Here is a 16,872-nt window from a genome sequence, read left to right as displayed (position 1 = left end):
TCTCGCACGGCCATGGGGGCGCAGGCGTGCGGGATCGCCGATCTCGTCGGGAACTGCGCTCAGCCCACGCCGAGGTCGCGGGCGATGAGCATCCGCTGCACCTCGCTGGTGCCCTCCCCGATCTCCAGGATCTTCGCGTCGCGGTAGAAGCGGCCGACCGCCGACTCGTTCATGTACCCGTAGCCGCCGTGCACCTGGGTGGCGTAGCGCGCGTTGTCCACCGCCACCTCCGAGCTGTACAGCTTGGCGATGGACGCCTCGCGGCCGTACGGCTCGCCGCGCAGCATCCGCTCGGCGGCCCGGTAGTAGGCCAGCCGGGCGGTGGAGGCGCGCACCTCCATGTCGGCGATCATGAACTGGATGGCCTGGTTGCGGCCGATCGGCTGGCCGAACGCCTCGCGCAGCGCGGCGTACTTCACCGACTCGTCCACGCAGCCCTGCGCCAGCCCGACGGCCAGCGCGGAGATGGCGATGCGGCCCTCGCCGAGGATGGACAGGAACTGCGAGAAGCCGCGGCCCCGCTCGCCCAGCAGGTTCCCGGCCGGCACCCGGCAGTCGTCGAAGAACAGCTCGCGGGTGTCGGAGGCGTTCCAGCCGACCTTGGAGTACTTCTTGCCGACGGTGAACCCCGGCGTGCCCGCGGGCACCATGATCGCCGAGATCTCCTTCTTGCCGTCCGGCCGCTCCCCGGTGACGGCGGTGACGGTGACCAGCCCGGTGATGTCGGTGCCGGAGTTGGTGATGAACGCCTTGGAGCCGTTGACCACCCAGTGGCCGTCCTCGAGCCGGGCGGTGGTCCGCGTCGACCCGGCGTCGGAGCCGCCGCCGGGCTCGGTGAGGCCGAACGCGCCCAGCGCCTCCCCGGCGCACAGCCGGGGCAGCCACTGCTGCTTCTGCTCCTCGGTGCCGAAGCGGTAGATCGGCATGGCGCCGAGGGAGACGCCGGCCTCCAGGGTGATGGCGACCGAGGAGTCGACGCGGGCCAGCTCCTCCAGCGCGACGCACAGCGTGAAGTAGGTGCCGCCGGAGCCGCCGTACTCCTCCGGGAACGGCAGGCCGAACAGCCCGAGCTCGCCCATCTGCCGCACGATCGCGGTGGGGAACTCGTCGGCCTCGTAGAACGCGCCGATCTGCGGCGCGATCACGTCCTGGGAGAACTCGCGCACGACCTTGCGCAGCGCCTCGGTCTCCTCGTCGAGCCGGTAGTCCAGCACTCGGGTCACCCCTCCTCGTCGGCGGCCGGTGGGGTCACCACGGCCACCCTCTCGTCCAGCCGGACCTGGTGGCCGGCCGTCACGCCGAGCTCGGTGACCGTCCCGGTCAGGGGTGCGGTCAGCACGTGCTCCATCTTCATCGCCTCGACGACCAGCAGCGGCGCGCCGGCCTCCACGCGGTCGCCGACGGCGACCTGCACCAGCGTCACGGTGCCGGGCATGGGTGCGGTGACCGCGCCGTCGCCGGCCGCGCCCTCCTCGGCCGCGTGCAGCCGCTCGTGCTCGCGCAGCGCGGTCACCCGCCCGTCGCCGGCCAGCCACAGCTGCCCGCCGGAGTGGACGACGGCGTACCGGGAGGTCAGGCCGCGGAGGGTGACCACGAGCTCCCCGCCGTCCCGGCGCGCCGTGGCAGGCAGCGGGTCGCCGTCGCCCACCTGCACCTCCGCGGCCGACGACCGGCCGCGCACCCGCACGGTCACCGGCTCCCCGCCGGGCGCCTGCAGCCGGCGCACCGTCCAGGCGGGTTCGCCCAGCCGCCAGCCGTCGGGGACGTCCCAGCGGTCGACCACCGGCCCGGCCGGCTCGGCCTCCAGCAGCTCGGCCAGCGCGGCGGCGGCGTACACCGTCGGCGGCACCGGCCCGGCGGCGGTCAGCGCCTCGCCGCGCCGCTCGATGAGGCCGGTGTCCAGCCGCCCGGCGACCACGTCGGGGTCGGCGAGCAGGGCGCGCAGGAAGGCGGTGTTGGTCGGCACCCCGAGGACGGCGGTGTGCCCGAGCGCGGCGACCAGCCGGGCGCGTGCGGTCTCCCGGTCCGGGCCGTGCGCGACCACCTTGGCCAGCATCGGGTCGTAGTCGGTGCCGACGACGGAGCCGACGGCCAGCGAGCTGTCCACCCGCACGCCGGTGCCCACCGGCTCGAGCAGGCCGAGCACGGTGCCCGACTGCGGGAGGAAGCCGCGGGCCGGGTCCTCGGCGTAGACCCGCGCCTCGATGGCGTGCCCGGTGAGCGCGACGTCGTCCTGGCCGAACGGCAGCGGCTCCCCGGCGGCGACCCGCACCTGCAGCTCGACCAGGTCCAGGCCGGTGACCAGCTCGGTGACCGGGTGCTCGACCTGCAGCCGGGTGTTCATCTCCAGGAAGAAGAAGTCGGCCGGACGCTCCGCGTCGACGATGAACTCCACCGTGCCGGCGCCGGTGTAGCCGACGGCGCGGGCGGCCTCGACGGCGGCGGTGCCCATGCGCGCCCGCTGCGCCGGGGACAGCAGCGGGGAGGGCGCCTCCTCGACGACCTTCTGGTGGCGGCGCTGCAGGCTGCACTCGCGCTCGCCGAGGTGCACGACGGTGCCGTGGGCGTCGCCGAGGACCTGCACCTCGACGTGCCGCGCCGAGCCGATGTAGCGCTCGACGAGCAGGGTGTCGTCGCCGAAGGAGCCGCGCGCCTCCCGGCGGGCGGCCGCGATCGCGCCCGGGAGCTCGGCCTCGGCGCGCACCACGCGCATGCCCTTGCCGCCGCCGCCGGCGCTGGGCTTGAGCAGCACCGGGAAGCCGGCCTCGACCGCGGCGGCGGCCACGGCGGCGTCGTCCATGCCCGGCTCGGTCCGCCCCGGGACGACGGGGACGCCGGCGGCCGTGACGGTCTGCTTGGCGCGGATCTTGTCGCCCATCGCCTCGATCGCGGCGACCGGGGGGCCGATGAAGACGATGCCGGCCTTCTCGCAGGCGCGGGCGAACTCGACGTTCTCGGACAGAAACCCGTAGCCGGGGTGCACCGCCTGCGCGCCGGTGCGGGCGGCGGCGTCGAGCACCCGCTCGACGGACAGGTAGCTGTCGACGGCCGGCGCCGGGCCGATGGAGACGGCGACGTCGGCGACGCGGGTGTGCAGCGCGCCGGCGTCCGGCTCGCTGTACACGGCGACCGAGCGGATGCCCATCGCGCGCAGCGTGCGCACGACCCGGACGGCGATCTCGCCGCGGTTGGCGACCAGGACGGTGTCGAACACCGCTCAGCACCCCCCGGCCGGGACGCGCCGGGAGCCGGATGGGTCAGGCCTTGCCGACCTTGACCAGGCGGCGCTTCTTGACCGTGTAGCCCGGCGGGAGCGTCCCCTCGGCGAGGGCCCGCAGGGGGCAGCGTTTGCAGCGCGGCTTGTCCTGGCAGCACTCCGACTTGGGCATCCGCCCGCGCTTCCCCACCGGGTGAGGTTAGCCTCGCCTGTTCCGCCGGTCGACAGGCACCGGCCGGTCAGCGGATACCGTGCCATCCACGCCACCTCACCCCGGGAGACCCCATGGCCGCCCCCGCCTTCGTCGAGCTGCTGAACACGCAGGTCGGTCACGAGTTCGCCGCCCACCAGCAGTACGTGGCGTGCGCCGTCTACTTCGACGAGCTGACCATGCCCCGGACGGCGCAGCTCTTCTTCGACCAGGCGATGGAGGAGCGCGAGCACGCCATGATGATGGTCCGCTACCTGCTGGACTCCGACGCGCCGGTGCGCATCCCCGGCATCCCCGCCCCGGTCAACGAGTTCGCCGACGTCGTGGCCCCGGTCGCCCTCGCCCTGGAGCAGGAGAAGCGGGTCACCGAGCAGATCAACGCGCTCATCGGCGTCGCCCGGCGGGAGAACGACTTCGCCTCCGACCAGTTCATGCAGTGGTTCATCAAGGAGCAGATCGAGGAGGTCAGCAAGATGAGCGACCTGCTCACCATCGTGAAGCGCTCCACCCACGACCTGGAGACGATCGAGGACTACGTGCTCCGCGAGGTCACCGCGGAGGCCGCCGACCCGACCGCCCCGCCGGTCGCCGGGGCCTGAGCCCTCACATCCGGAAGACGCCATAGCCGACCTCCTCCAGGGGCGCGTTGGCGCAGGCGGACAGGGCCAGGCCGAGCACGGTGCGGGTCTGCGCGGGGTCGATGACGCCGTCGTCCCACAGCCGGGCGGTGGCGTAGTAGGGGTGGCCCTGGTGCTCGTACCGGTCGCGGATCGGCGCCTTGAACGCCTCCTCCTCCTCGGCCGGCCACTCCTCGCCGCGGGCCTCCAGCCCGTCGCGGCGCACCTGGGCGAGCACCGAGGCCGCCTGCTCGCCGCCCATCACCGAGATGCGCGCGTTGGGCCAGGTGAACAGGAAGCGGGGCGAGTACGCCCGGCCGCACATCGAGTAGTTGCCGGCGCCGAAGGAGCCGCCGATCACGACGGTCAGCTTGGGCACCCGGGCGCAGGCGACGGCGGTGACCATCTTGGCGCCGTGCTTGGCGATGCCGCCGGCCTCGTAGTCGCGGCCGACCATGAAGCCGGAGATGTTCTGCAGGAACAGCAGCGGGATGCCGCGCCGGTCGCACAGCTCGATGAAGTGCGCGCCCTTGAGCGCGGACTCGGCGAACAGCACGCCGTTGTTGGCGACGATGCCGACCGGGTGGCCGTGCAGCCGGGCGAAGCCGGTGACCAGGGTCTGCCCGTACAGCGGCTTGAACTCGGCGAACCGGCTGCCGTCGACCAGCCGGGCGACCACCTCGCGGACGTCGTAGGGCGTGCGCGGGTCCGGGGGGACGACCTCGTAGACCGAGGCCGGGTCGTGCCGCGGCTCCTCGACCGGCTCGACGTCCCACGGCCGCGGGCTGCGCGGGCCGAGGGTGCCGACGATCTGGCGGACCAGCTGCAGGGCGTGCGCGTCGTCCTCGGCCAGGTGGTCGGTGACCCCGCTGACCCGGCTGTGCAGGTCCCCGCCGCCGAGCTCCTCGGCGGTGACCACCTCGCCGGTCGCCGCCTTCACCAGCGGAGGGCCGCCGAGGAAGATCGTGCCCTGCTCGCGGACGATGACCGCCTCGTCGCTCATCGCCGGCACGTAGGCGCCGCCGGCGGTGCACGAGCCGAGGACGGCGGCGATCTGCGCGATGCCGGCCCGGGACATGGTGGCCTGGTTGAAGAAGATCCGGCCGAAGTGCTCGCGGTCGGGGAACACCTCGTCCTGCATGGGCAGGAACGCGCCGCCGGAGTCGACCAGGTAGACACAAGGCAGCTGGTTGTGCAGCGCGACCTCCTGGGCGCGCAGGTGCTTCTTCACCGTCATCGGGTAGTAGGTGCCGCCCTTGACGGTGGCGTCGTTGGCGACGACGACGCACTCGCGGCCGGCCACGCGGCCGATGCCGGTGATGATCCCGGCCGCCGGCGCCTCGTCGTCGTACATCCCGTGCGCGGCCAGCGGGGAGAGCTCGAGGAAGGGGCTGCCGGGGTCGAGCAGCGCGTCGACCCGCTCGCGCGGCAGCAGCTTGCCGCGGGCCACGTGCCGCTCGCGGGCCCGCGCGCCGCCGCCGTCGGCCACCCGGCGCAGCTGGGCGGCCAGGTCGGCGACGAGGGCGGCGTGCGCCCCGGCGTGGCGGGCGCCGGCGCCGGCGTCGGTGGCCGGCCTGCCGGCCAGCACGGGAGCGTCCACGGCCGCGATGTTAACGGTGGTTCACAGGGCGGGTCAACGGGCGTTAACATCAGCGCGTGACGGACGCCAACACCGCGCTGCACGCGGACGCGGCGCGGCCGTCGCGCAGGGAGCAGATCCTCCGGGCGGCCGCGCAGCTGTTCGCCGAGCGCGGGGCGCGGGCCGTCGGCGTGGACGACGTGGGCGCGGCCGTGGGGGTGACCGGGCCGGCGATCTACCGGCACTTCGCCAGCAAGGACGCGATGCTCGCCGAGATGCTGCTGCGGATCAGCGAGCGGCTGCTGGAGGGCGGCACCGCCCGCGTGGCGGCCGCCGGCGACGACCCGCTGGCGCAGCTGCGCACGCTGGTCGCCTTCCAGGTCGACTTCGCGCTGGACAACCCCGCGCTGATCACCGTGCACGACCGCGACCTCGGCTCGCTGGCCGCCGACGACGCCGCCCAGGTCCGCCGGCTGCAGCGCCGCTACGTCGAGGTGTGGGTCGAGGTGCTGGGCCGGCTGCACCCGGAGGCCGACGCCGCCACCAACCGGGCCCGCGCGCACGCCGTCTTCGGGCTGGTCAACTCCACGCCGCACTCCGCCGGCCGGCTGCCCCGCCGGACGACGGCCGCGCTGCTGGCCGCGATGGCCGAGGCCGCCGCCACCGCCTGAGGCATAGGAACCGATGCATGCGTTCTGCGGGCACCGGAGGTGTGCATTGCCTCCAATGCCTGGGCTTCAGGTGGTGGGGGTGGGCTGCGGCATGGGCAGCACCAGCGCGGTCGAGGCGACGACGTCGAGGTCGGCGGCCGACCCGCCGGGGCCCCGCCCGGCCCAGGCGGACTCCACGATGGTCACCGCGCCGCCGGCGACCGCGCTGGCGTACTGGGCGTCGGAGAGCTCCTCCGGTCCCGCCGGGTAGCGGACGCCCTCGCGCAGCAGGTCGCTGACGTTGCCGCTGCCGTCCCGGTCGGCCAGCTCGCGCAGCGCCCGCGCGCCCTCGGCGCCGCCCATGTCGGCCACCGACACGGACACGACGACCGGGCGCCCGTCGACGTCGGTGGAGTACAGCGCCCGGGCCAGGCCGGCGCAGTCGGTGCGGGCGAAGAACTCGGCCACCGCGCCGTAGGCGTTGCCGGTGCAGGTGGGGTCGGTCTGCACCCGCTGCAGGACGAAGGTGCGCCCGTCGACGGTCTCGCGGTCGCCCGGCTCCGGCCCGGCGGCGGGAGCGGCGGCCTGCCCGGCGGCCGAGGGCGCGGCGGCGGGGGCGGGGGCGTCGTCGACCCCGCCGAGCACCGTGGTGAGCCCGACGCCGAGGACGACGACGAGCAGCAGGACCGCGGCCACCAGCAGCGCGGTCCGCGCGGCCGGGCGCTCCCGGCGGCGCGGGCCCACCAGCGGGACGCCCGCGGGCCGGGCCGGGCGCGGGGCCGGTGAGGGCGCGACGGCGGCCTGCTCCGGGCCGCGCGGCGCGGGCGCCGGTGCCGGCGCCGGGGTCGGGGTCGGGGTCGGGGTCGGCGCGGGGTCGTCGTCGGGGAACAGCCCGCCGAGACCGCCGGTCCCCTCCTCGCGCACGCCGGGCGTGGGGCCGACCAGGGTGGGGTGCGGGCCGGCGGCGGGCGCCGCCGGCTGCGGCGGGACGGCGCGCGGGGCCGGGGGGCTCGGCGGCGGGGCCTGCGGGACGGCGGTCTGGACGGCGGCCGCCATCGCGGCGGGGGCGAGCAGCTCGGGGGTGCGCAGCACGTAGGGCGAGTAGGGGAAGCCCTCGCCGTTGAGCTCCTGCGTCGTCGGCGTGCGGCCGTCGAGCTCCAGGGCCTCCAGCGCGGCCCGCACGTCGGCCGTCGTCCACAGCCGGGGGTTGGCGACGCCGGCGTACCGGGACGCGCGGGCGATGCCCAGCAGCAGCGAGCGGGGCTCGAGCAGCGCGACCTGGTCGCCCTCGCCCAGGTCGCCGTCCGCCGGCACCAGCCCCGCGAGGTCGCCGACGAGCACGGTGAGCCGGGCGATCCGGCCGGGTTCCAGGCCGGCGCGGCGCAGCCGCACCGCGGTGTCCATGCCGGCGCGCATCAGCCCGTCCAGCGGCGTGGACCCGCCACCGGCCAGCTGCAGCACCTCACCGGGCCGGCCGGCCTCGGGGCCGATGGTCCACGAGCCCTCGGGCAGCGCGGTGACCACGCCGTGCTGGCGGGGGACCTCGGCGACGCGGACCAGCGCCAGCCCCTCCGGCACGAACAGCACCGCGTCGGCGAGCCGGCGGCCGACCGGCCCGTCGACGACGGGGAGCGAGGCGACCACCGCGCCGCGGACCGCACCCCCGGTGTCCCAGCGGGCCAGCTCGGCGAAGAGCGCGCGTTCCCCCGCCCACTGCAGCGGCCTGGGGGTGAGGGCCAGCACGTCGTCCTCCGGGGCGGGTCAGGGGGTGGCGCGGCCGACGCTACGTCACGTGACGGGCCGGTCCCGGACGTTCAGCCGGTCGGCGCGCCGCCCCGCCAGGCCACCGGCCACCGGCTGCGCGCGACCGCGTCCAGCGTCACCCACAGCAGGGTGAACGCCGTCCCGGTGAGCAGCACCACCGCCGCCCGCCAGTCCCACGGCGGCAGCGCGCCGGCCGCCGCGAGCACCGCGCCGGCCAGGTACGTGGCGCCGGCGACCAGCGGGCCGGCCAGCCACCCCGGCAGCCCGCGGCCGACGGCGACGTCGACGGCGACCGCCCCGGCCAGCAGCGCCAGCGGCAGCACCGACGGCGGGAAGCCGGTCACCTCCAGGCCCAGCCCCACCGTCGCGCGGTAGGCCAGGTAGGCGGCGGCCAGGCCGGTCGCGGCCCACCGCAGGCCGGTGACCCGCCGGGCGACCACGAGGCAGAGCAGCCCGGCGCACAGCAGCCAGGCCGGGTGCACCCACGACGGCACCGGCAGCATGAAGGAGGTCGGGCTCTGGCCCTGGGCGACGGCGAAGTCCAGCAGCTGCGGCTCGGCCGTCGTCGCCCCGGCCTCGTAGGCGCGCAGCGACAGCACGCCGTACTCCTGGTGCTGGTTGGGGAACAGCACGTTCTCGACGGTGAGCAGCCACAGGCCCAGGGCGACGGCGTCGCGGACCCGCCCCGGCGCGGCGTACCGCCACCAGCCGCGCAGCACCCCGGCCAGCATGACCGCCGTCCCGGCGTAGAGCAGCGCGTGGCTGGGGCTCCAGCTGGTGATGTCCAGGCCGTTGACCCGGTGGTTGACGAGGTCGACGGGGACGGCGACGAGGAACGTCGCGGTGCCCGCCTGCACCAGCCTCAGCGCCCACCGGTCGACGCCGTACCCGGTGTGGGAGTGGAACAGGACCAGGGCGACGACGACGGCGGTGCCGGCGGTGTTGAGCAGGTGCGGCGGCGCGAGGTCGTCGCGCAGCCACCGGAAGTGCCAGGAGACGTCCCACGACGAGCCGAGCACCTTCAGCGCGAGGGCGCCCAGCCAGGCCCCGTAGACCCAGCGCAGTTCCTGCTGGGTGGTGGGGCGCCCGGGGCGGCCCGGGGTGACGTAGGCCGGCCACAGCCACCGGAGGGTCGCCACCGGGGCGCGCAGCGCGGCGGCCGCCGACCCGGGGGCCGGCGGCAGCGCTCGGCCGGCCACGGCGGGCATGGCGTGCGGCACGGGGGCGGCTCCTCGGCTCGGGACGGCCGGCGCAGCGTAGCCGCGGGACGGCGCCGTCCCCGGCCTCCCGCGGGCACCGGAGTGGCGGGTGCGGCGGCCCGCGTCCTGCGGGCACCCCGGACGGCCGGGACGTAGGGTCCTCGGTCGTGGCGGAGAGTGCGGGACACCTGGTCTGGATCGACTGCGAGATGACCGGGCTGGACCTCACCCGGGACAAGCTGATCGAGGTCGCGGTGCTGGTCACCGACTCCGAGCTGAACGTCCTGGACCCCGGCCTGGACCTGGTCATCTCCGTCGACGAGGCCGACCTCACGGGCATGGTCGACGTGGTCACCGAGATGCACGCGAAGTCCGGCCTCACCGAGGCGGTGCGCGCCTCCACCCTGACCCTCGCCGAGGCCGAGCAGCAGGTGCTCGCCTACGTGCGGCGGTTCGTGCCCGAGCGGCGGACGGCGCCGCTGTGCGGCAACTCGATCGGCACCGACCGCGGGTTCCTCGCCCGCGACATGCCCGAGCTCGACGACCACCTGCACTACCGGATGATCGACGTCTCCTCGGTCAAGGAGCTGGCCCGCCGCTGGTTCCCGCGGGTGTACTTCGCCCAGCCGCAGAAGGGGCTGGCACACCGCGCGCTGGCCGACATCATCGAGTCGGTGCGCGAGCTGGCCTACTACCGCCGCACCCTGTTCGTCGACACCCCCGGGCCCTCCACCGCGCAGGCGCAGGCGGCCGCCACCCGGGTCGCCGACTCCTTCGCCGGCCTGTTCGCCGCCGAGGACGCCGCGGCCCCGGGACCGGCCGCGTCGGGGGTCTGAGCGTCTCCGGTATCGTGGGCGCCGTCCCTGGCCGACCGCCGCGCAGCGGTGTGCCCGGGGCGCACGGTGGGTGTAGCTCAGCTGGTAGAGCACCAGGTTGTGATCCTGGGTGTCGCGGGTTCGAGCCCCGTCACTCACCCCACGGGAGAGGCCCTGGTCGGTCCGCCGACCAGGGCCTCTCCCCGTCCGCGAGCACCGGGACCGGTCAGGCCCGGGTGTAGGCACCGGCCTGCAGCACGCCGTGCGGGTCGTAGGTGTCCACGACCTCGCGCAGCCGGGCGAGGGTCGGCTCGGTGTAGCACCGCCGGGCGGAGACGGCGTCGTGCGGGACGCCGAAGTTCGGCCACACCCCGCCGGTGTCCCAGTCGGCCAGCGCGGCGAACAGCCGGTCGGCGTGGGCCAGCGCGACCGCCGCCGAGTCCTCGTCCACCGCCATCCCGACGGTCAGCACGGAGAACCGGGCCGCCCGGTGGTCGAACGCGCAGGGGTGTGCGCCCTCCCGGGCGTACGCGCCTCCCAGGTGCCGGACCTCCACCATCACCTGCGGTGAGCCCGAGCCGTGGCCGGCCACCGCGAGCAGCCGGTCGGCGGCCTCGGCCGGGAAGGCGTCGAGCAGGATCGCCGGGTCGACGACGGGCATCGGGTCGACCGGGTCGGCGTGCACGGAGTCGATCGCGGTGTAGGGCTTGACCGCCGCGTCGTCCAGCACCACCGGGGCGACGGCGCGCAGCTGGTCGAGCAGCCGGGCACCCTCGGCCGGGTCGCCGGTCCACACGAAGCGGACGCCGAGGGTCATCCGGCCGGCCAGCGGCGGCGGGATCTCGGGCAGCGGCGGCAACTGGAAGAGCACGAGGGACGTCGTCCCCAGCTCCGGCAGCTCGTCGGCCCACGTGCGCCAGCGGTCGATGACCCGGGCGGCGTCGACGGCGTCGAAGTAGACCGCCCCGCCGTAGAAGGTCCGCAGGTGGATCAGGTCCATCTCGATCGCGGTCACGATGCCGGCGGCCCCCTTGCCGCCGCGCAGGGCGAAGAAGAGGTCCGGGTACAGCTCCGGGGTCACCCGCCGGAACACACCGTCGCCGGTGACGACCTCGAAGGCACGCACCCGGTCGGCGTTGATGCCGTAGGTCCGGGCCAGCGGGCCGACGCCCCCGCCGGTGGTGTACCCGACGATGCCGACGTCGGTGGTGGAGCCGTTGACCCCGGCCAGGCCGTGCGGCGCTGCGGCAGCGACCAGGGTCGCCCACTTCACCCCGGCGCCGATCCGCGCCCAGCCCTCCGGGTGGACGGTGCACTCGTCGAGGCCGCGGGTGACCACCAGCAGGTGACCGGCGAGCGACCGCTCCGCGCCGTGGCCGGTGGCCTGCACACCGGCAGTGAACCCGTGCGCGCCGGCGAAGTGGACCGTGGCGGCCACGTCCGCGGCAGTCTCCACGGCGACGACCGCGGCCGGCCTCATCGGGACGGCGAGGTTCCACGGCGAGACGAGGGCGTCGTACTCCGGCTCGTCGGGGGTGAACAGGGAGCCGGTCAGCTCGGCGCGCAGGACGTCGAACGTGGTGCCGGCGGGGGCGTCGAGGGTGATGGTCACGGGGTCCTCCAGGTCGGGTCCGACTGATGGAGGAACCCTGCGCGCCGGTGCCTGCGGGGAACCTGGGGCGGCCTTGAGGCGTGGTCTCAGGTCGCCGTGCCGGTCGTCCCGGCGTGGTGGGTGGCGACGAAGAGGTGGCCGGGGTCGGCGGCGTCCCGGATGGCCGAGAGCCGGGCGTGCACGCCGGGCGGGAAGACCTTCCGGGTGTCGGTGCGCTCGTCGAGCATCGGCAGGTACTGCCGCCCGGTGGCCCACGGCTGCACCGCGGACAGGAACCGGGCGGCCTCCTCCCGCTGCCGGGCCCACTCGTCGTCCGCGCCACCCAGGCCCAGGCCGAGCGCCAGGAACTGCCCGTCGAGGGCGGCCAGCGCACCACCGGCGGGATCGCGTCGGGCCAGTGCGCCACCGAGCTGGCGCAGCTCGGCCGCGGTCAGCCGGGAGCCCGAGCCGGGGCCCACCGCGGCGACGACGGCGGCGATGGCGGCGTCCGGCAGCCCACCGATCAGCGCGCTGCTGGCATAGGCCGGGGTGGGCCCCTCCGGTTCCAGGTGCAGCCGCACGAGGGACGCGGCCGGAACCGGCGCCACGGTGTCCAGTTCGGGGCGGAGCGCGCGCAGCGGCGCCAGCAACTCGGCGGCGCCGGCCTCCTCACCCAGCACGGCACCGTCGATCATCGCGATCCGCCGGCCCCGCAGCTGGGCGGGCACGGGGTCGACGGCGGGCACCTCGAGCAGCCGGAACGCCGTCGTCACCTCGTCCGGCGCGTCGGCGCACCAGCGCACCCAGGCGGGCAGCACCGTCTCCACCGCCGTCCAGTCCCAGGCGAGCGCGCCGGCCACGACGGTGTCGAGCGGGAACACCTCGAACTCCAGGGCGGTCACCACGCCCACCGGCACCGCGCCGCCGCGCAGCGCCCAGAACAGGTCGGCGTCCGCGTCGGCCGTGGCCCGCACGAACGTGCCGTCGGCCAGCACCAGCTCGACGGCGGTGACCGCGTTGCACTGCAGGCCCAGTGCGCGGGCGTACCAGCCGATGCCGCCGCCCAGGCTGTAGCCCACCACCCCGACGTCCGGGGAGGAGGGGTGCCGCGCGGCCAGGCCGTGCCGGCCGATGGCGTCGGCCAGGTCACCCCACAGCACCCCCGCGCCGGCGCGGACGATGCGACGGTCGGCGTCGACGGCCAGCTCGGCCATCGCCGAGGTGCGCACCAGCACGGCGTCGGCCAGCCGTCCGGCCAGCGGCGGGGCGCCGTGCCCGGTGCCCTGGGCGGCCACCTGCAGACCGGCGTCCGCGGCGGCCCGGAGCACCTCGGCCACCTCGTCCGGGAAGGCCGGATAGGCGACGGCGGCCGGGTGGTCGCGCAGTTGCAGGTTCCACGGCGAGCGGGCCATGTCGTAGGCCGGGTCGCCCGGCAGCTGCACCGAGCCACCGCACAGCCCCCGCAGGCCCATCGCCCGGGACGGCGGTGCCGTCGCGATCTGCTGCTGCGTCACGGGGTCCTCCCGAGTGTCAGTGACCGACGGTCCCCCGACGGACTTGAGGAGGACTTGAGGCCGTCGGCGGAGACCCGCTCCAGCACCGCCTGCACCGTGCCCGGCGTGAGGAACAGCTGCTGGGCGATCTCCCGGACGCCCCGGCCGGCGGCGGCGAGCTCGGTGATCCGGCGGTCGGTAGCCGTGGGAGACCGGACGTCCTCGCGGTGCACGGCGTCCGGGCATCCCCGTGCCTGCAGCGCGGCGCGGGCCCGGTCACGGATCCCCAGCGCTCCCGCGGCGTGCGCGTCCTCCACCGCCGACCGCAGCAGTGGCACGGCCTCCCGGCCGGGGACCTCGGGCCGGGCGCCGAGCGCGCAGCGGGCGCGGGCCAGGTCGACCACCGCCGACGTCGACGCCAGCAGGGCGACCGCCTCCCGCAGCTCGGGCAGCCCCTCGGCGCCGCGCAGCTCGCCGAGCAGCCGCAGTGTCGCACCCAGGTGACTCGGTGCCCCCCAGCGCCGCAGCAGCCCGGCCTCCTCCTCGGCCAGCGCGATCGCCTCACCGGTCCGGTCGAGCCCGCGCAGGGCGAGCGCCGCGGTGCTGCGCCACGGGTTCCACACCGGGTTGGGCACCGGTACCGGCGTCGGAACGGCGTCCAGCACGGCCAGGGCACGCTCGTGGTGCCCCTCCGCGGTCAGCACCCGCGCGACCGCGTGCTGCAGCAGCCGGCCCCCGTCACCCGGTCCCGGGCCCGTGCCGGCCGCGTCGGCGGCGGCCCGGGCCGCGGCGAGGTCGCCGCGGTCCAGGTGGACGCCGATGAGGAAGGCGTGCGCGAAGGGCGGCACGATGCCCGCACCGCCCCACATCCGGCTCTCGTCCAACGCGTTGTCCAGACAAGAGCCGGCCTCGGCCAGCTCACCCCGGCGCCAGTGCCAGAAACCCTGCCACAGGTTCGTCGACAGGACGGCGAACAGCGAGCCGCGCGCGTGCGCCTCGGCGCGGGCGCGGGCCCAGAAGTCGCCCAGGTCGTCGTCGGCGAGCATCCGGATGATCGCGGCGATCACCCAGAACAGCCCGTGGTCCACGGCCCACAGCCGGTCGCCGGCGAGGGCGCAGCGGGCCAGCCGCACGGCCCGTTCCCGGTCGGCGCCCTCGATGGTCACGTCGTAGGCCAGCGCCGCGGCCAGCATCTGCGCGCCGTGGCCCTCGCCGTGCGGCTCGGGCATCGGACGGCGCCAGCGGGCCGGGTCGAGGGCGTGCATGTAGCCACTGGTCAGCTCGATGGCCAGCAGCGCCTGCCGGTGGTCGTCGAGGTCGGCGGGCAGCGCCTCGGCGGCCTGCCGCGCGAAGGCGGTGGCGACACCGGGCGGGCTGGCGAACACCTGCGTCCGGGCGATGGCCACCGCGATGTCCGCCCGGCCCCTGGGGTCGCGCTCCGGGTCGTCGCAGTGCAGCTCGTAGGCCTGCAGCAGGTGCTCGGTGCCGGCGGCGCCGTCGATCAGCGACTCCAGCAACCCGAGCTCGGTGAGCAGCGCGCAGCGCAGCGGCCCGGCCGGCAGCTCGTCGAGCGCGCGGCGCAGGTAGGTGACGGCGCTGTCGGGAGCTCCCCGGTCCGCGGCGGTGCGGGCCGCGCCGCGGAGCACCTCGACGGTCGCCTCGTCGCCGCGGACGGGGGCCAGCAGCAGGTGCGCGGCGACCTGCTCGTCGCTGGCGCCGGCCGCCCGGAGCAGTCGGGCGGCGCGCTCGTGCATCAGCGCCCGCTCGGCGGCCGGTAGCGAGCGGTAGACCGCCTCCCGCACCAGCGGGTGGGTGAAGGCCAGTGGCTGCTGGTCCCGGACGATCTCGGCCCGCGCCAGTCCGGCCAGCGCGGCCGCGGTGTCGGTCTCGGGCAGCTCGGCCAGGGCGGCGACCACCGGCAGGGCCGCGCCGTCCCCCAGGACCGCGGCGGCCCGGGCCGCCGCAGGCGCGGCACCCGCCAGCCGCCGGACCCGCATCAGCACCATGCTCGACACCGCCCGCGAACCGATGGCGACCACCGTGTCCGCGTGGGCGGCGTCCGGCCGCACCCCGTCGGCCTCCATCGCCCGCAGCAGCTGGCGCAGCAGCAGCGGGTTCCCCGACGTGGTCCGCTGGCAGGCCAGCGCGAACAGCGGGGACACGGGCTCGCCGAGCCGCCGACCGACCAGCTCGGCGGTGGCCTCCGGGGAGAGGGCCTCGGGCCGGACGGTGACGGCGGCCGGTTCCAGCGACAGCTCCGTCAGCAGCTCCTCGTCGGCGTGCTGCTCGCCGGTGCGCACCGTGCCGACGACCAGCACGGGCACCGCGTCCAGCCGGCGGGCCAGGTAGGCCAGCCACCGCAGCGAGGCGCTGTCGCACCACTGCAGGTCGTCGACGGCCAGCAGCACGGGCCCGGACGCGGTCAGGTTCACCGCCAGCCAGTAGAGCCCGTGCAGCACCGCGAACGAGCCGTCCGGGGACTCACCGGGGACCGGGCCGAACACCGTCCGCGCGCTGTGCGCGGCTCCGGCCAGCAGCTCGCCGCGGCGGTCCGGCGTGCTCAGGCAGGCGTCGAACAGCTGGCGGACGGCTCCGAACGCGAAGGCCTTCTCCAGCTGGCTCCCGCGGGCGGTGAGCACCCGGAACGACCGCTCGGCGGCCAGCCGCCGTGCCTCGGTGAGCAGCCGCGTCTTGCCGATGCCCGCGGGCCCTTCGATGAGCAGCAGCCGGGGCTCGCCGGCGGCCAGGTCGTCGAACGCGCCGCGGAGGGCCGCGAGCTCCCGGTCCCGGTCGAGCAGGTCCTCCGGTACCGCCGGTGCGGGCCCGTCCTGCCCGGGCCCGGCCAGGGCGGGCGTGGGGCGCACCGGCGCGGCCAGCGCCGGGGACTGCTCCAGCACCTGCTGCTCGAGCGAGCGGAGGGCCGGACCGGGGTCGACGCCGAGTTCGTCGGCGAGCGTGGCGCGCGCCCGGCGCAGCGCGCCGAGGGCGTCGGCCTGCCGGTGCGCCCGGTACAGGGCGAGCACGAGCAGCCGCCACCGCTCCTCGCGGAGCGGCTCCTCGGCGACCATCGCCTCCAGGTCGGCCACCAGCAGCGCCGACTCCCCCAGCGCGAGCTTGGCGGCCACCAGGCGCTCGCGGGCCACGGCGCGCAGTTCGGCCAGCCGCGCGATCTCCGGTTCCGCCCACGGCTCGTCGGCCCACTCGGCCAGCGGGGGCCCGCGCCACAGCGCCAACGCCTCGGCGAGCAGCTCGGCGGCGGTCACCGCGTCGTCCGTGGTCGCCGCGCGGTCGAGCAGCTGCTCGAACTGCCAGACGTCCACGGCGTCCGGCGGCAACCGGACGGCGTAGCCCCGGCCGCCGCTGACGATCACGGCCGAGCGGCGGCGGGCCGCGCTGCCGGGCTGGAGCCGCCGGCGCAGGTGGGAGACGTAGGCCTGCACGGCGCCGGCGGGGTCGGCGGGCGTCCGGTCGCCCCAGACGGACTCGGTGAGCCGTTCGACCGGCACGATCTCGCCGCGGCCCAACACCAGGACGGCCAGGACGGCCCGCTGGCGGGGGCCGCCGAGGTCCAGCGGCGTCCCGGCGGAGGAGGCCGCGCACGGCCCCAGCAGGCTTATCCGCAGCTGCCCGGTGCCCTCCACGGCGCGCCTCCCTCGGCACGAGAAGCTAGAGCAGCGGCCCGCCGGCGTGGAGGGGTCCGGGCACGGGAGGCCGGTCGGGTCCGGGCGCCGCACCG

12 protein-coding genes and 1 tRNA gene are annotated in these 16,872 nt (G+C 76.3%); 4 read left to right on the top strand and 9 right to left on the bottom strand.

The window, feature by feature from the left end:
• Positions 1-59: 59 nt before the first annotated feature.
• From CHB98_RS08525 to CHB98_RS21550, 3 genes are read right to left on the bottom strand one after another with little or no spacing between them, the layout of a single operon-like run.
• Complete coding sequence (locus CHB98_RS08525) at positions 60-1,223, bottom strand: acyl-CoA dehydrogenase family protein (RefSeq protein ID WP_245821017.1); 1,164 nt, start codon at positions 1,221-1,223, stop codon at positions 60-62.
• Positions 1,220-3,214 (bottom strand): ATP-binding protein, encoded by a 1,995-nt coding sequence (locus CHB98_RS08520; RefSeq protein WP_089305147.1) that lies wholly within the window; start codon positions 3,212-3,214, stop codon positions 1,220-1,222. Before CHB98_RS08520 ends, CHB98_RS08525 begins: the two co-directional genes overlap by 4 nt.
• Positions 3,215-3,257: 43 nt before the next feature.
• On the bottom strand, positions 3,258-3,407 hold the full coding sequence (locus tag CHB98_RS21550) for a hypothetical protein (RefSeq protein ID WP_179224269.1): 150 nt from the start codon (positions 3,405-3,407) through the stop codon (positions 3,258-3,260).
• A gap of 95 nt (positions 3,408-3,502) precedes the next feature.
• On the opposite strand from CHB98_RS21550, the gene CHB98_RS08515 reads away from it, so the two are divergent.
• Positions 3,503-4,027 (top strand): ferritin, encoded by a 525-nt coding sequence (locus CHB98_RS08515; protein WP_089305146.1) that lies wholly within the window; start codon positions 3,503-3,505, stop codon positions 4,025-4,027.
• 4 nt (positions 4,028-4,031) lie between these two features.
• Here CHB98_RS08515 and CHB98_RS08510 read toward each other — a convergent pair whose 3' ends face one another.
• Positions 4,032-5,645 (bottom strand): carboxyl transferase domain-containing protein, encoded by a 1,614-nt coding sequence (locus CHB98_RS08510; protein ID WP_089305145.1) that lies wholly within the window; start codon positions 5,643-5,645, stop codon positions 4,032-4,034.
• 56 nt (positions 5,646-5,701) lie between these two features.
• On the opposite strand from CHB98_RS08510, the gene CHB98_RS08505 reads away from it, so the two are divergent.
• Positions 5,702-6,295 carry an SACE_7040 family transcriptional regulator gene (locus CHB98_RS08505; RefSeq protein ID WP_089305144.1) on the top strand — a complete coding sequence of 198 codons (594 nt, stop codon included), beginning with the start codon at positions 5,702-5,704 and terminating at the stop codon, positions 6,293-6,295.
• 66 nt (positions 6,296-6,361) lie between these two features.
• On the opposite strand, the gene CHB98_RS22695 is transcribed toward CHB98_RS08505, so the two are convergent.
• Together CHB98_RS22695 and CHB98_RS08495 are read right to left on the bottom strand one after the other, a co-directional pair.
• Positions 6,362-8,017, bottom strand: a complete 1,656-nt coding sequence (locus CHB98_RS22695) for a hypothetical protein (RefSeq protein ID WP_089305143.1) — start codon at positions 8,015-8,017, stop codon at positions 6,362-6,364.
• Between the two features lie 71 nt (positions 8,018-8,088).
• A complete protein-coding gene (locus tag CHB98_RS08495; RefSeq protein ID WP_089305142.1) occupies positions 8,089-9,258 on the bottom strand; it encodes a hypothetical protein in 1,170 nt (389 codons plus the stop codon).
• Positions 9,259-9,404: 146 nt separating this feature from the next.
• Here CHB98_RS08495 and orn point away from each other — a divergent pair, with 146 nt between their 5' ends.
• The gene (orn, locus tag CHB98_RS08490) at positions 9,405-10,073 is read left to right on the top strand and encodes an oligoribonuclease (RefSeq protein WP_089305141.1); all 669 of its coding nucleotides are present in this window, start codon (positions 9,405-9,407) and stop codon (positions 10,071-10,073) included.
• Positions 10,074-10,139: 66 nt separating this feature from the next.
• Positions 10,140-10,215, top strand: a tRNA-His gene (locus CHB98_RS08485).
• 63 nt (positions 10,216-10,278) lie between these two features.
• Here the strand turns inward: CHB98_RS08485 and CHB98_RS08480 are convergent.
• From CHB98_RS08480 to CHB98_RS08470, 3 genes are all read right to left on the bottom strand, one after another.
• Positions 10,279-11,664 carry an FAD-binding oxidoreductase gene (locus CHB98_RS08480; RefSeq protein ID WP_245821016.1) on the bottom strand — a complete coding sequence of 462 codons (1,386 nt, stop codon included), beginning with the start codon at positions 11,662-11,664 and terminating at the stop codon, positions 10,279-10,281.
• 86 nt (positions 11,665-11,750) lie between these two features.
• Complete coding sequence (locus CHB98_RS08475) at positions 11,751-13,157, bottom strand: FAD-binding oxidoreductase (protein ID WP_089305140.1); 1,407 nt, start codon at positions 13,155-13,157, stop codon at positions 11,751-11,753.
• On the bottom strand, positions 13,154-16,777 hold the full coding sequence (locus CHB98_RS08470; RefSeq protein ID WP_179224324.1) for an ATP-binding protein: 3,624 nt from the start codon (positions 16,775-16,777) through the stop codon (positions 13,154-13,156). The genes CHB98_RS08475 and CHB98_RS08470 overlap by 4 nt, the downstream gene beginning before the upstream one ends.
• Positions 16,778-16,872 lie beyond the last annotated feature (95 nt).

Origin of the sequence: Geodermatophilus pulveris (assembly GCF_900188375.1) — a bacterium.
Lineage (GTDB): Bacteria > Actinomycetota > Actinomycetes > Mycobacteriales > Geodermatophilaceae > Geodermatophilus > Geodermatophilus pulveris.
The sequence above is the reverse complement of the archived record's forward strand: the minus strand, read 5'-3'. Positions and strand labels throughout refer to the sequence as shown.